The sequence below is a fragment of the Pseudomonas sp. URIL14HWK12:I5 genome, from assembly GCF_900176445.1.
GTDB classification, from domain to species: domain Bacteria; phylum Pseudomonadota; class Gammaproteobacteria; order Pseudomonadales; family Pseudomonadaceae; genus Aquipseudomonas; species Aquipseudomonas monteilii.
Window position 1 is genome coordinate 703085 of record NZ_FWXQ01000002.1, and the last position, 13304, is coordinate 716388.

Here is a 13304-nt window from a genome sequence, read left to right on the forward strand (position 1 = left end):
ATCTGCATGCGAATAGCGGGTCAGTACAGTTGGCGGGCGATGCCCGGCAGCCGTCGTTCGGCCGCCGGGTGTTCGATGGTCAGAAGGAGCGGATGATCCGCCCGAGGGTTTCCATGGCCCGTTCGGCGCCGTCATGCCAAGGGCTTCCGTAGTTCAGGCGGATGCAATTGCCGAAGCGCCGGGTGGGCGAGAAGATCGGCCCGGGGGCGATGCTGATGCCTTGCGCCAAGGCCATGTGGAACAGCTTGAGGGCGTCCATTTGTTCGGGCAGTTCCAGCCACAGGAAGTAGCCACCGGAAGGCTGGCTGACCCGCGTCTGCGCCGGAAAGTGGCGAGCGATGGCCGCCAGCATGTTGGCCTGCTGGCCTTCCAGCGCGTAACGCAGCTTGCGCAGGTGGCGGTCGTAGCCGCCGTGCTGCAGGTAGTCGGCAATTGCCGCCTGGGCCGGCATTGAGGCACACAGCGAGGTCATCAGTTTCAGCCGTTCGATCTTCTGCGCAAAGCGCCCGGCGGCGACCCAGCCGATGCGGTAGCCCGGTGCCAGGCTTTTGGCGAACGAGCCGCAGTGCATCACCAGGCCCTGGGTGTCGAAGGCCTTGGCCGGTTTGGGCGCCTGTTGCGAGTAGTACAGCTCGGCGTACACGTCGTCTTCGATCAACGGCACCTCATGGCGCGCCAGCAACTCCACCAGGGCCTGTTTTTTGGCTTCCGGCATGCTGGCGCCCACCGGGTTCTGGAAGTTGGTCATGCACCACACGGCCTTGACCGGGTGCTTCTCCAGGGTTTGTGCCAGCACGCCCAGGTCCATGCCTTCGCGCGGGTGCACCGGGATTTCCACCGCCTTGAGCTTGAGCCGCTCCAGTACCTGCAGGCAGGCATAGAAGGCCGGGGCCTCGATGGCTACCAGGTCGCCGGGCTGAGTCACTGCCTGCAGGCACAGGTTCAGGGCCTCCAGTGCGCCGTTGGTGATCAGCAGTTCTTCCATGGGCAGCATCAGCCCGCCAACCATGTAGCGCAGGGCAATCTGCCGGCGTAGTTGCGGGTTGCCGGGCGACAGGTCGGTGACCACCATGCGCGGGTCCATGCTGCGGCTGGCGCTGGCCAGCGAGCGCGACAGGCGTTGCAGCGGGAACAGTTCGGGGCTGGGGAAGGCCGAACCGAACGGTATGGTGTTGGGGTCCTTGATCGAGTCGAGGATCGAAAACACCAAGGCGCTGACGTCGACATCGGTAGACTCGCTGACCGGCTGCAGCGCTTGAGGTTCGCTGAACTGGCGTGGGGCGTGGGCGTTGACAAAATATCCCGAGCGCGGCCGGGCGCGGATCAGCCCGCGCCGCTCCAGCAGGTAATAGGCCTGGAAAACGGTAGAAGGGCTGACCCCGTGGGTCTGGCTGGCGTAGCGCACCGAGGGCACGCGCTGGCCGGGGCCCAGTACCCCGGAGCGGATCAGTTCGGCAATGTCGTCGGCAAAGCGTTCGTAGCGTTTCATTCTGGCCTTCTGTCGAAGCCTGGCAGGCAAGGTGGCGTCAGTGTAAGGGATCAACGGTTCATGGGGGCGACGAAGCGGCTGTGGGCCACGCTGCGGATGGCGGGGTCGTCACGCTCGCTGATTTCGAAGCTGAGTGTTTGCGAGCTGCTGGTCGGGCGCTCGGCGAGCATCGCCACCGACACCGGCAGTTCACTCATTTCGCCCGCCGGGATGACCAACGCGGTGTTGCCCTGCAAGGTGAAGCCGTCGGCGTCCAGCAGGCGCAACGCATAGTGCTGGGTGCGCTCGGTCTTGTTGATGACCTTGAGCAGGTAGATGTTCTCGATCTGGCCCAAGGCATTTTCACGGAACAGGCCACGGTCCTTGATCACATCCAGCGACACCATCGGGCGCAGTTGCAAGGCCACCACCAGCGCCGCGATCATCACCACCAGCGCAGCGGCATAGCCGAGCAGGCGTGGGCGCAGCCAGTGAGTAGTACCGCCCTGCAGGCTGTGTTCGGACTTGTAGCCAATCAGCCCGCGAGCGTAACCCATCTTGTCCATCACCCCGTCGCAGGCGTCGATGCACGCTGCGCAACCGATGCAGGCCATTTGCAAGCCATCGCGGATATCAATGCCGGTGGGGCACACCTGCACACACAGCGTGCAGTCGATGCAGTCGCCCAGGCCTTGGGCCTGGACGTCGCTGCCCTTCTTGCGCGGGCCACGGGCCTCACCGCGCCGTGGGTCATAGGCGACGGCCAGGGTGTCCTTGTCGAACATCACACTCTGGAAGCGCGCATACGGGCACATGTGCAGGCACACCGCTTCACGCAGCAGGCCGGCATTGATGTAAGTGGCGGCGGTGAAGAACAGCACCCAGAACAGCGCCACGCCGCCCAGTTGCAAGGTGAACAGTTCTGCGGCCAGAGGGCGAATCGGTGTGAAATAGCCGACGAAGGTCAGCCCAGTGAGGACACCGATGACCAGCCACAGGCTGTGTTTCAGGGTGCGGCGCCCCAGTTTGTTCAGGCTCCAGGGCGCGGCGGCCAGTTTGATGCGCTGGTTGCGGTCACCTTCGGTGACCTTTTCGCACCACATGAACAGCCACGTCCAGGTGCTCTGCGGGCAGCTGTAGCCACACCACACGCGGCCGGCGTACACGGTGATGGCGAACAGGCCGAAGGCGCAAATGATCAGCAGCGCTGACAACAGGATGAAGTCCTGTGGCCAGAAGGTCGCGCCAAAGATGTGGAATTTGCTGTTGGCCAGGTCCCACAACACGGCCTGGCGTCCGTTCCAGTTCAGCCAGGCGGTGCCGAAGAACAGCACGAACAGGGCACCGGCAAAGCCGATGCGCAGGTTGCGGTACAGCCCGCTGAAGCTGCGGGTGTGAATGCCGCTGTCGGTGTGTCGCGGTCGGGGGCTGGCTGGGGTGGGGGCGATCTCTGTGAAAGGGATTCTATTGTTCATGGCTCGGTGCTCATCAGGCCTCGATCAGGCATGAGCACTATGGCCCTGAGGCTGTTATCAGCACAGGCTCAGATTTTGCGATAAAAACCATATCAGATTACCCGGCTTCGACCGCCAGGCCTTAAATTACCGAGCCTGGCACGCTGGCCTTCAGATGCCTGCGGCTATCCACCGCACCCGCTACGGTCAACGCATCGGCCTCGGCTTCGGTAATGGGGACGCGCTGGCCTGCCAGCAGGGCCACTGACATGCGCAGGTGTTCGTCGGTGACGATTTCGATAGCAGGGCCATCGCCTTCGATGCGCAGGTTCTCGCCGATCAGGGTGCAGCGGCGGGTGGTTTCGTCGATTTCAACGGGCATGGCGTTGTCCTCCTTGTAGGGTTACAGGGTGGACCACAATGCAAGGCGGGTTGCTGCATCAGGGGGCTGAAAGGAGAAGAAAGGAGGAGGGCGGGAAGCACTGAGGGGAGCCGAAGCTCCCCTCAAAGCGTTGTTGCTTGCTCTTTTTTTATTATTGGGACCGGCCTTTTGTTGTTTTTGTCAGCCTGTCCTGGTGTTGCGGGCGACCCCCATGCGGGGTCAAGAGCAAACGTATTTTTTTGAGCGCTGACCTGCTTTCATCATGGCTGATCCGAACCTGGCTGCCGCTACCTTGAGGTAGTTTTATTGTTCTGTGCCAGACCGCGGGGCGTACCCCTGAAAAGCGTGTCTACTCCAAAAAAATCTGCTTGCTACGCCTCTGCCGTGTTGTTCTTGTTATGTCAGAGCCGTTACCTGTTGTTTTTATTGGGTGTCACATTTTTTTTGTTCTTGTACCAAAGATATAGCAGGGTGCGTGCCAACTTTTGAAAGTCTTTTAAAATCAGTGGCTTAGCGGTTTTCGTCAAAAGTGCTTGGCCTGAGATTCTGCCGATTTGTTTCCCTGTTACCCGATTTTTTGCTGTGAAATGTGGGGTCGGTAACACTTCACCCACACCTGTGTGACACCCGTATGACTTACTGCGCGCTGCGCGCCCGCGCTACCCGCGACCCATTGCCGCGGCCCAGCACGCTACTGATGCGTTGGCCGGCGGCGATCAGCCGGTCGAGGTCGATGCCGGTTTCAATGCCCAGCCCTTGCAGCAGGTACACCACATCTTCGCTGGCGATGTTGCCGGTAGCCCCTTTGGCGTAAGGGCAGCCGCCCAGCCCGGCCACCGAGCTGTCGAATACGCTGATGCCTTCGAGCAGGCTGGCATAGACGTTGGCCAGGGCCTGGCCATAGGTGTCGTGGAAGTGCCCGGCCAGTTGCTCGCGCGGCACCTGGGCAGAGACCACCTCGAACAGGCGCCGGGTATCGCCGGCAGTGCCGGTGCCGATGGTGTCACCCAGCGATACTTCGTAGCAGCCCATGTCGTGCAGTGCGCGGGCCACCGGGGCCACCTGTTCAGCGCTGACCTTGCCTTCATAAGGGCAGCCGAGTACGCATGACACATAGCCACGCACGCGTACACCGTGGTTGCGCGCAGCTTCCATGATCGGCTCGAAGCGCTTGAGGCTGTCGCTGATAGAGCAGTTGATGTTGCGCTGCGAAAACGCTTCGGAGGCGGCCGCGAACACTGCCACTTCCTTCACCCCGGCAGCCAGCGCGTCCTCGAAACCGCGCAGGTTGGGTGCCAGCGCTGCATAAGTAACACCGGGGCGCTGGTCGATACCGGCGAACACCTCGGCAGAGCCGGCCATTTGCGGCACCCACTTGGGCGAGACGAAGCTGCCCACTTCTATATAGGCAAGGCCCGCTTCGGTAAGGTCGTTGACCAGGCGCACCTTGTCGGCAACGCTGATGGGCTGGGCTTCGTTCTGCAGGCCGTCGCGGGGGCCGACTTCGACCAGGCGGACGTGTTGGGGCAAGGACATGGCGGGTTTCCTGTGGGGTTCAGCGGTTGTCTTTGTTGTTCAGGGTGGCGGCCAGGGCTTGTTCGCAACGCTCCTGGGCGGTGTCCAGTTCCAGTTGCATCTGGTGGATATCGAGCATCTGCTGCTCCAGCTGGGCGCGGCGCTCGGCGATTTTTGCCAGCATGCTGTTGAGCTGCTTGAGGTTGCCGCTGGTGGGGTCGTACAGCTCGATCAGCTCGCGGCACTCGGCCAGTGAAAAGCCGATGCGCTTGCCGCGCAGGATGAGCTTGAGGCTGACCTTGTCGCGGGCCGAATAGATTCTCTCCAGGCCACGGCGTTCGGGGCTCAACAGGCCCTGCTCTTCATAGAAGCGGATGGCCCGGGTGGTGATGTCCAGCTCGCGGGACAGGTCGGAGATGCTGTAGGTCTGGGTGCTCATGCTGGGGCTCGGCGTGGGGTATGCGGGTATCCTGAGGGCAGGTTGACGTATACGTCAAGCAGCCTGCCGCAATCAGTCTGGCTGCGCCGCGCGTCGGTACCCGTTAGGGGTCTCCCCGGTCAACCGCTTGAACCACCGGGCAAAGTACGTCGGGTCGGTGAATCCCAGGCTATCCGACAACTGCCCGATACTCATCCGCGTATAAATCAGGTTACGCCGCGCCTCCAGCAGCAACCGTTGGTGCACCACCTGCAACGCAGTCTGCCCGCTCAAAGCTCTGCACAGCTGGTTCAGTTGCAGGCTTGGAACGTTCAACCGTGCGGCAAAGGCCTCTACTGACAGATGCTCGCGGTAATGCGCCTCGACCAGCCGCAGGTACTGCCCCAGTAACTGCCGGTCGCGTTCGTCGCGGTTACGCGGTGCCTGCCCCAGTTGCTGGCGGCGGTTGATCCACACCATCAGCGCGGTCACCAGCGCTTCAAGCATGGCCGCACGCGCCGGGGCATTGCCCTGGTACTCCTGCTGCAAGGTGTCGATCAGGCTGCGCAGGTGCACACGGTCATGCCCAAGCGGGTAGCACGCAGGTTGCGCCAGCACCGCCAGCGGCATGCCCAGGCGCTGTTCCAGGTTCGCCACCAGCGCGGTGCCGAAGGTGAGCACATAGCCCTGGATATCGGCGCTGAAGCGAAAGCCATGCACGGTCATCGGCGGCACCACCTGGATCGCCGCTTCGCCGATGGCGCTGCGCAACCCTTCGATCTCCACCTGGGCCTGGCCGCGCTGTACATACAGCAACTGGAACAGCTCGGCATGCTGGTGTGGCTTGATCTCCCAGTGGTGCAGGCGGCTGCGCGCAGGGATCGATTCGCAGTGCAGCAGGTCGGTGCCGGGCCAGGCCTGGTTTTCGCCATACAGCTTGAACAACGGAACGCCGGGGAGGGTGGATTTCATCAGGGGTAGCCTGTCCGTTAATCGAACGTTTTTTATAAAAGTGCAGGTTTTAGATGGAATAGCACACTTCGGTAGCATTTTTGCCAGTAAAAATGCAGGGGCAAACCCTAACAGCAGATGCCGCCCCACTGCCAGTCCAGGGCCGGCATCGTCCGAACAGAGACAACAACAATGAAAACTCAGGTTGCAATTATTGGTGCAGGTCCGTCTGGCCTGCTGCTGGGCCAACTGCTGCACAAGGCCGGCATCGATAACGTCATCGTCGAGCGCCAGACGCCTGAATACGTACTTGGCCGCATCCGTGCCGGGGTGCTGGAGCAAGGCACTGTCGACCTGCTGCGCGAAGCCGGTGTGGCCGAGCGCATGGACCGTGAGGGCCTGGTGCACGAAGGGGTCGAGTTGCTGGTCGGCGGGCGCCGCCAACGCCTGGACCTGAAAGCCCTGACCGGCGGCAAGACCGTCATGGTATACGGCCAGACCGAAGTCACCCGTGACTTGATGCAGGCCCGTGAAGCCAGTGGCGCGCCGATCATCTATTCCGCCAGCAATGTCCAGCCACATGAGCTGAAGGGCGAAAAGCCCTACCTCACGTTTGAGAAGGACGGCCAGTTGCACCGGGTGGATTGCGACTACATCTCCGGGTGTGACGGCTTCCACGGTGTATCGCGCCAGAGCATTCCCGAAGGTGTGTTGAAGCAGTACGAGCGGGTCTATCCGTTTGGCTGGCTGGGCCTGCTTTCGGACACGCCGCCGGTCAATCACGAGTTGATCTATGCCCACCACGAGCGTGGTTTCGCGTTGTGTAGCCAGCGCTCGCAAACACGCAGCCGCTACTACCTGCAGGTACCTTTGCAGGACCGGGTCGAAGCGTGGTCGGACGAGCGTTTCTGGAACGAGCTGAAAGCCCGTTTGCCCGCCGACGTAGCGGCTGACCTGGTCACAGGCCCGGCTTTGGAAAAAAGCATCGCCCCGCTGCGCAGCCTGGTGGTAGAACCGATGCAGTATGGTCACCTGTTCCTGGTGGGTGACGCGGCGCACATCGTCCCGCCTACCGGTGCCAAGGGCCTGAACCTGGCAGCGTCGGACGTGAATTACCTGTATCGCATTCTGGTCAAGGTTTACCGCGAAGGGCGCACCGACCTGCTGCAGCAATACTCCCCGCTGGCCCTGCGCCGGGTGTGGAAAGGCGAGCGCTTCAGCTGGTTCATGACCCAGTTGTTGCACGACTTCGGCAGCCACAAAGACGCCTGGGACCAGAAGATGCAAGAGGCCGACCGCGAGTACTTCCTGACGTCGCCAGCCGGGCTGGTGAACATTGCCGAGAACTACGTGGGCTTGCCGTTCGAGGAAGTGGCTTAGTTTTTTTCAGGGGTACGACAGGGTATCTTCGGGGCTTTTGAAGTTCGCAGGAAGCATGCCGATGTACTTCTTTCCACCCCTGATCAGCGCCCTTTGCCTGGTAGCCGCCAGTGGCCTGGCCTGTGCCGACCAGGTGCTGCCCGCACCTCCCGAGCTGGCCTCTGGCTACCGCACAGGCTTGCAGCCCGTGCAGGCCAGCCGCCATATGGTTGCTGCAGCCAACCCGTTGGCCAGCGAAGCGGGGCGGGCAATGTTGCGTGCCGGTGGCAGCGCCATCGATGCGGCCATTGCGATGCAGATGGTGCTGACCTTGGTCGAGCCGCAATCCAGCGGTATTGGCGGCGGGGCATTCATCCTCTATTGGGACGGGAAGCGCGTGCAGGCGTTCGATGGCCGCGAGGCCGCACCGGCGGCTGTGACGCAAACGCTGTTCCTGCAAGCCGACGGCACACCGATGCCATTCAGGGCGGCGCAGATTGGCGGGCGCTCGGTGGGCGTGCCGGGTGTTCTGCGTGCTTTGAAACTGGCACACGATCAGCACGGCAAGCTGCCCTGGCGCGATCTGTTCGCGCCGGCCATCGCGCTGGCACGCAACGGTTTCCCGGTGTCCGAGCGCCTTCACACCTTGTTGTCCGCTGACCCGTTCATTGCCCGGTCACCGTCCATGGCCCGCTACTTCCTGGATGAGCAGGGCAGGCCGCTGGCGGTGGGGGCGATCCTGCGCAACCCCGAGCTTGCGCAGGCCTTCGATCAGATTGCCGCGCAAGGCCCTGACGCGTTCTATACCGGCGAGATTGCCGAAGCCATCGTGGCCACGGTGCGCAGCCATGCCAATGCCGGTTACCTCTCGTTGCAGGACTTGCAGCAGTACCAGGCCAAAGAGCGCGAGCCCGTGTGCGGCCCCTATAAGGTCTGGCGCATCTGCGGCATGCCGCCGCCGTCCTCGGGCGGGGTGACGGTGTTGCAGACCCTGGGCATTCTCGAAGCCGTACAACGCGCCACGCCGCAGCGCGATCTGGCAGTGTTGCGCCCGCTTGCGAATGCATCCCCGGCTGGCCTGGAGGCATCACCGCTGGCCGTGCACCTGATCGCCGAGGCTGAGCGTTTGGCCTATGCCGACCGCGCACAGTACCTGGCCGACAGCGATTACGTGCCGGTCCCGGTCAAGGCGCTTACCGACGCCAACTACCTGGCCAGCCGTGCAGCGCAGATTGGCGAACACAGCATGAAGCGGGCTCGCCCGGGCCAACCCCAGGGCGTCGACTTGGCCCTGGCCCCGGATCGCTCGGCATTGCGCATTTCCACCTCGCACCTCAGCGCGGTGGATGACAGCGGCCAGGCCCTGGCCATGACCACCTCGGTGGAGGCGGCGTTCGGCTCGCACCTGATGGTCAAGGGCTTCCTGCTCAACAACCACCTCACTGACTTCTCGTTCATTGCGCAGGAGCACGGCAAACCCGTGGCCAACCGGGTACAGCCGGGCAAGCGGCCGCTGTCGGCCATGGCACCAACGCTGGTGTTCTCGCGAGCATCGGGCGATCTGGTGGCCAGCCTGGGGTCGCCGGGCGGCTCGCAGATCATCGGCTATGTGAACAAGGCGTTGGTTGGCTTGCTGGATTGGCAGCTCGACCCGCAACAGGCCGCAGGCTTGCCCAACTTTGGCAGTCGCAATGCTGGCACCGAGGTGGAAGCGGGGCTGAGCAGCCCGGCGCTGATCCGGCAGTTGGCAGCCTGGGGGCACGAGGTAACGCCCATGACCATGACCAGCGGTATGCAGATCATCCAGCGCAGTGGCGAGGGTTGGTCGGGCGGGGCTGACCCGCGGCGTGAAGGTGTGGCCCTTGGCGACTAGCCGTGATAGAACGCAGTCTTGCCATTCAGTAGTTGAATACCCAGATGTCCATTAGCGTGAAATCGAATAGGGCGCTGTTCGACCTCGACCTGCTACGCGCCATTGTGGTGGTGGCCGATTGCGGCAGCTTCACCACCGCTGCCGCTCGCCTGCACTCGACACAGTCGACCATCAGCCAGAAGGTACGCCGCCTGGAAGACATGGTCGGCCACCGTTTGCTGGTGCGGGGCAACCGCGATGTGCTGCCCACCGATGCCGGGCAAACCTTGCTCGGCTACGCCCGGCACATGCTGGCCTTGAACGACCAGATGCTCGAAGCCCTGGCCGGGGCGATGGTGGGCACCACCGTGCGCCTTGGTGTGCCCGAGGACTTCGTTGGCGGGCGCACCACCAATGCGCTGTCGGCCTTCAGCCGCCTGCACCCGCAGGTGAAGCTGGAAGTGACCAGTGGTCTGTGCCGCGACCTCAGCCAGGCCTACGACAACGGTGAGCTCGACCTGGTGTTGCTCAAGCAGCGGCGCAACACCCGCGAGGGCGTGGCCTGCTGGCCCGAGCGCCTGCAATGGATCGACAGTGCGCGCACCCCCGCCTTCGAGCTGGACCCGATCCCTTTGGTGACCTTCCCGCCGCGTGGGCTGTACCGCGAGGACATGATCAACGCCATCGAAGGCATGGGGCGGCGCTGGCGCATCAGTTTCACCAGTTCCAGTCTCAGTGGTATCCAGGCGGCAGTGGCCGATGGCATGGGCGTCAGCCTGCTACCGCCAAGGGCGGCCACTGGCGAGCATCGGGTGCTGGGGTTGGGGCAGGGGCTGCCGGAGGTCGACAGTTATGAAATCGTCATCGTGCATCGGCCGACGGCGGATGTGATGGTCAAGGCGTTGGCCGAGGTGATGACGCAACTGCTGGCGGGCGGTGGGATATAGCGTGTCTGACGACATGGCGCTCCTACACCGACCGCGTCAGTGGTCAGGCCGCAGCCATTCTCGGCGACAGGTCAATGCCCGCGATCATTCTGACGACGGCCTTGCGTGATAGCGCCGGAATACGCCCGTCACGCCCGGACAGCTCGATGGCGTTACCGGCAAACTGACAGATCTGCTGAGTAAATCACGATGTGCCCCCCGGGGTGGGTGGAGAACCCGTTGTTGGGGAATACCGAGTCTGGGTTAGGCAACGCGTCGGATGCGGTTTTTGCCGGCGCGGCCACGGGTGTGGCTGAACAGGTCTTTCGGGTCGTCTTCCACCCACGGCACCAGGTCGATCTTCGAGCCCATGCCGCGTTTTTCAGCTTGCTGTAGTACGTACCGTAGTACGGTGTAATCCTCCAGGGCGAAGCCCACCGAATCGAATACGGTGACCTGGCTGTCACTCTGGCGCCCCTCGGTTTCGCCGCGCAGTACACGCCACAGGTCGACGACAGGGAAGTCCGCCGGCAGTTGCTGGATGTCGCCTTCAACACGGGTTTGTGGTTCGTACTCGACGAACACGCGGGCCTTGCGCAGTACATCAGCGTGCAGCTCGGTCTTGCCCGGGCAGTCGCCACCCACGGCATTCAGGTGCATGCCGGGTTCGAGCATGTCGGGGGTGATAATGGTCGCGTAGGCCTTGTCGGCGGTAACAGTGGTGATGATATCCGCGCCTTTCACGGCTTCGGCTACCGAGCCGGCCCGGCGGATCGTGAGGCCGCTGTATTCCTTGAGGTTGGCAATCAGCTTGGCGGTGGCCAGCGGGTCGGTGTCGTACGCAACGATTTCTTCGATGCCCAGGTGCTTATGGAAGGCCAGCGCCTGGAATTCGCTTTGTGCGCCGTTGCCGATCAGCGCCATCTTGCGCGCGTTCGGCCGAGCCAGGGCCTGCGCGGCCATCAACGAGGTGGCGGCGGTGCGCAAGGCGGTGGCGATGGTCAGTTCGGACAGCAACACCGGGTAGCCGGTGTCGACATCGGCCAGCACGCCAAAGGCCATTACCGTATGCAGGTCACGGGCAGTATTGGCCGGGTGGCCGTTAACGTATTTGAAGGCATAGCGGCTGTTGTCGGCAACTGGCATCAATTCGATAACACCCACTTCCGAATGGCTGGCAACACGCGCAGACTTGTCAAACTCCTGCCAGCGTTTGAAGTCTTCGCGGATGGCCTCAGCCAGTTCGCCTATGAACGGCGCTACGCCAATGTCATGTACCAAGTCCGACATGGTTGGAACATCAATGAAATACGTCATGCTCTTGCACCTTGTTATTGCGCGGTCGCCCTGGTCACGGCAGGCGGCACGCTTAAGATTGTTGGAGTGGCATGAACATTTTGATGAAAGGTTGCGTCAATCGGAAGAATGCAGGTTGCCAGTTTCATCAGCTTTCTAGACAATCTGCCACCCCCAAGTAGCAATCTGATTATTGGCAGGCGTTATGGATACGATCGATCGGGAACTGATTGCGCTGTTGCGGGACAATTCACGTACCCCTGTGTTGACCCTGGCGAAGAAGCTCAAGGTGGCCAGGGCAACCGTGCAAAACCGCATTACCCGGCTCGAAGAGCAGGGCGTGATCATTGGCTACACAGTACGCCTGCGCTCCGACGCGCTGGAGCAGGGCGTGCGGGCAATCACCAGCATCGGCATCAGTGGCCACCACGCTGCAGAGGTCAAGCACGCGCTGCGCGGGCATCCCAACGTGGTGGCCATCCATACCACCAATGGCCGCTGGGACCTGATGGCAGAGCTGCGCGCCGACACCCTCGAAGCCTTCGACCGGGCGCTCAACACCATTCGGTCAATCCCGCACATCGAGAATACCGAGACCAGCATCCTGCTCTCGACCTACAAGATGTGACCGCTGGGTCAGGCCTTTTGACAGGCGCATTGCGCAAACTGTCACCCAAGCTTTTCACTCTGCAAAAAATCCCTTTGCCGGTGTGCATTCTGTAGCGTTCCGCTTGACCTGGGCCGCTGGCAGAATGAAATGGCTTTCGCGGGACGGTTTCAGGCGCACGTTCTGAAGGTGCGTTCAAACACTAAGAAAGTCCGCTGCGAAGTTGCATCGGGCGTTAGTTTGATTTTTTGTTACTGCCTGCGCTCTCATCATTTAAATGACATGAAACCTGCACCTTGGCACCCACTTGTTGGTGCGCTGTGGGGCGTGGAAGTTTTACAGAAAAAAAGAATAAGAGGTTGACGATGCATCAAACGTGCAACGCGTAAAGCACTGCGCCGGAAGAGGGCCGAGTGCTCAAGCGTTAACGCGCTCCTACAAGGGCTCGCTCAGGCTCGGTGACATCTCAGGGCTGGCGCTCGGCAACAGCCCGCAACGTACGCAACGTCACCAACGGCGCATCCACCACGAACCGATTGGCAAGCCAGCCCGGCACATCTCCGGCCGGGTCGGCTTGCAACTGGTACGTCACTTCGGTCAACCGATCACCCAACGGTTTCATTCGCCACTCACCACTCAGGCGCTGCACACGGATCAACCCGTCAACCTTGGGAATCCTGTCGGGCTCAGCGCTCAGGTGCCGCAACAGCGTACCGTCATCCAGGCGTTCGCTGCTCACCTTCAACACAATGTCCCGTGGCATGGTCGGCCAGGGCAGGTTGGTGGTCAGGTACACCCAGGTATTGGCACCGTCCACATCCAGCAGGCGCATCTGGTCACAGGCATACAGCCACTTGCAGGCCACCCGCAGGTTCTCCTGCAGGTCGGTGAGCGTGCGCACGCTGGCTTTCATGGTGCTCACACCACGAAACTGCTGGTAGGGCGAGTCGGGCACGCCACTGAGGTACACGCGGATGCCCTCGCGGTCGTAGGCGAGGGTCCAGGCATCGGCGGCCAGGGCAGGGGTGCAGAGCAACAGGAGGGTAAGCAGCAGGCAGCGGGGCATGGCCGGTACC

The 13304-nt window shown here is 62.3% G+C and carries 12 protein-coding genes; 4 read left to right on the forward strand and 8 right to left on the reverse strand.

Features of this window, described 5'->3' with window-relative positions; translation table 11 throughout:
• Nucleotides 1–79: 79 nt before the first annotated feature.
• The 6 genes from mapR to B9A31_RS07900 all read right to left on the reverse strand — a co-directional run bounded on the left by mapR (nt 80) and on the right by B9A31_RS07900 (nt 6209).
• Entirely contained in the window at nt 80–1489 is a 1410-nt protein-coding gene (gene mapR / locus B9A31_RS07875) for a GntR family transcriptional regulator MpaR (RefSeq protein ID WP_016713897.1), read from the reverse strand.
• Between the two features lie 50 nt (nt 1490–1539).
• On the reverse strand, nt 1540–2943 hold the full coding sequence (ccoG, locus tag B9A31_RS07880) for a cytochrome c oxidase accessory protein CcoG (protein ID WP_084296856.1): 1404 nt from the start codon (nt 2941–2943) through the stop codon (nt 1540–1542).
• A 121-nt stretch (nt 2944–3064) separates the two neighbouring features.
• Nucleotides 3065–3304 carry a DUF3203 family protein gene (locus B9A31_RS07885; RefSeq protein ID WP_016713899.1) on the reverse strand — a complete coding sequence of 80 codons (240 nt, stop codon included), beginning with the start codon at nt 3302–3304 and terminating at the stop codon, nt 3065–3067.
• Nucleotides 3305–3940: 636 nt separating this feature from the next.
• A complete protein-coding gene (locus tag B9A31_RS07890; protein ID WP_025752559.1) occupies nt 3941–4840 on the reverse strand; it encodes a hydroxymethylglutaryl-CoA lyase in 900 nt (299 codons plus the stop codon).
• Nucleotides 4841–4859: 19 nt separating this feature from the next.
• Complete coding sequence (locus tag B9A31_RS07895) at nt 4860–5258, reverse strand: MerR family transcriptional regulator (protein ID WP_019099730.1); 399 nt, start codon at nt 5256–5258, stop codon at nt 4860–4862.
• Between the two features lie 72 nt (nt 5259–5330).
• Nucleotides 5331–6209 carry a helix-turn-helix domain-containing protein gene (locus B9A31_RS07900; RefSeq protein WP_016713902.1) on the reverse strand — a complete coding sequence of 293 codons (879 nt, stop codon included), beginning with the start codon at nt 6207–6209 and terminating at the stop codon, nt 5331–5333.
• A gap of 171 nt (nt 6210–6380) precedes the next feature.
• On the opposite strand from B9A31_RS07900, the gene pobA reads away from it, so the two are divergent.
• From pobA to B9A31_RS07915, 3 genes are all read left to right on the forward strand, one after another.
• Nucleotides 6381–7568 (forward strand): 4-hydroxybenzoate 3-monooxygenase, encoded by a 1188-nt coding sequence (gene pobA / locus B9A31_RS07905; protein ID WP_084296857.1) that lies wholly within the window; start codon nt 6381–6383, stop codon nt 7566–7568.
• Between the two features lie 61 nt (nt 7569–7629).
• A complete protein-coding gene (ggt, locus tag B9A31_RS07910) occupies nt 7630–9420 on the forward strand; it encodes a gamma-glutamyltransferase (RefSeq protein ID WP_084296858.1) in 1791 nt (596 codons plus the stop codon).
• 44 nt (nt 9421–9464) lie between these two features.
• Complete coding sequence (locus B9A31_RS07915; protein ID WP_025752552.1) at nt 9465–10346, forward strand: LysR substrate-binding domain-containing protein; 882 nt, start codon at nt 9465–9467, stop codon at nt 10344–10346.
• Nucleotides 10347–10589: 243 nt separating this feature from the next.
• Here the strand turns inward: B9A31_RS07915 and B9A31_RS07920 are convergent, their stop codons facing one another.
• Nucleotides 10590–11642, reverse strand: coding sequence for an ornithine cyclodeaminase (locus B9A31_RS07920; RefSeq protein WP_019096311.1), 1053 nt, complete (start codon nt 11640–11642; stop codon nt 10590–10592).
• A gap of 184 nt (nt 11643–11826) precedes the next feature.
• On the opposite strand from B9A31_RS07920, the gene B9A31_RS07925 reads away from it, so the two are divergent.
• The gene (locus B9A31_RS07925) at nt 11827–12249 is read left to right on the forward strand and encodes an Lrp/AsnC family transcriptional regulator (protein ID WP_025752550.1); all 423 of its coding nucleotides are present in this window, start codon (nt 11827–11829) and stop codon (nt 12247–12249) included.
• A gap of 445 nt (nt 12250–12694) precedes the next feature.
• Here the strand turns inward: B9A31_RS07925 and B9A31_RS07930 are convergent, their stop codons facing one another.
• Entirely contained in the window at nt 12695–13294 is a 600-nt protein-coding gene (locus tag B9A31_RS07930) for an START domain-containing protein (RefSeq protein ID WP_019096309.1), read from the reverse strand.
• Nucleotides 13295–13304: the final 10 nt, after the last annotated feature.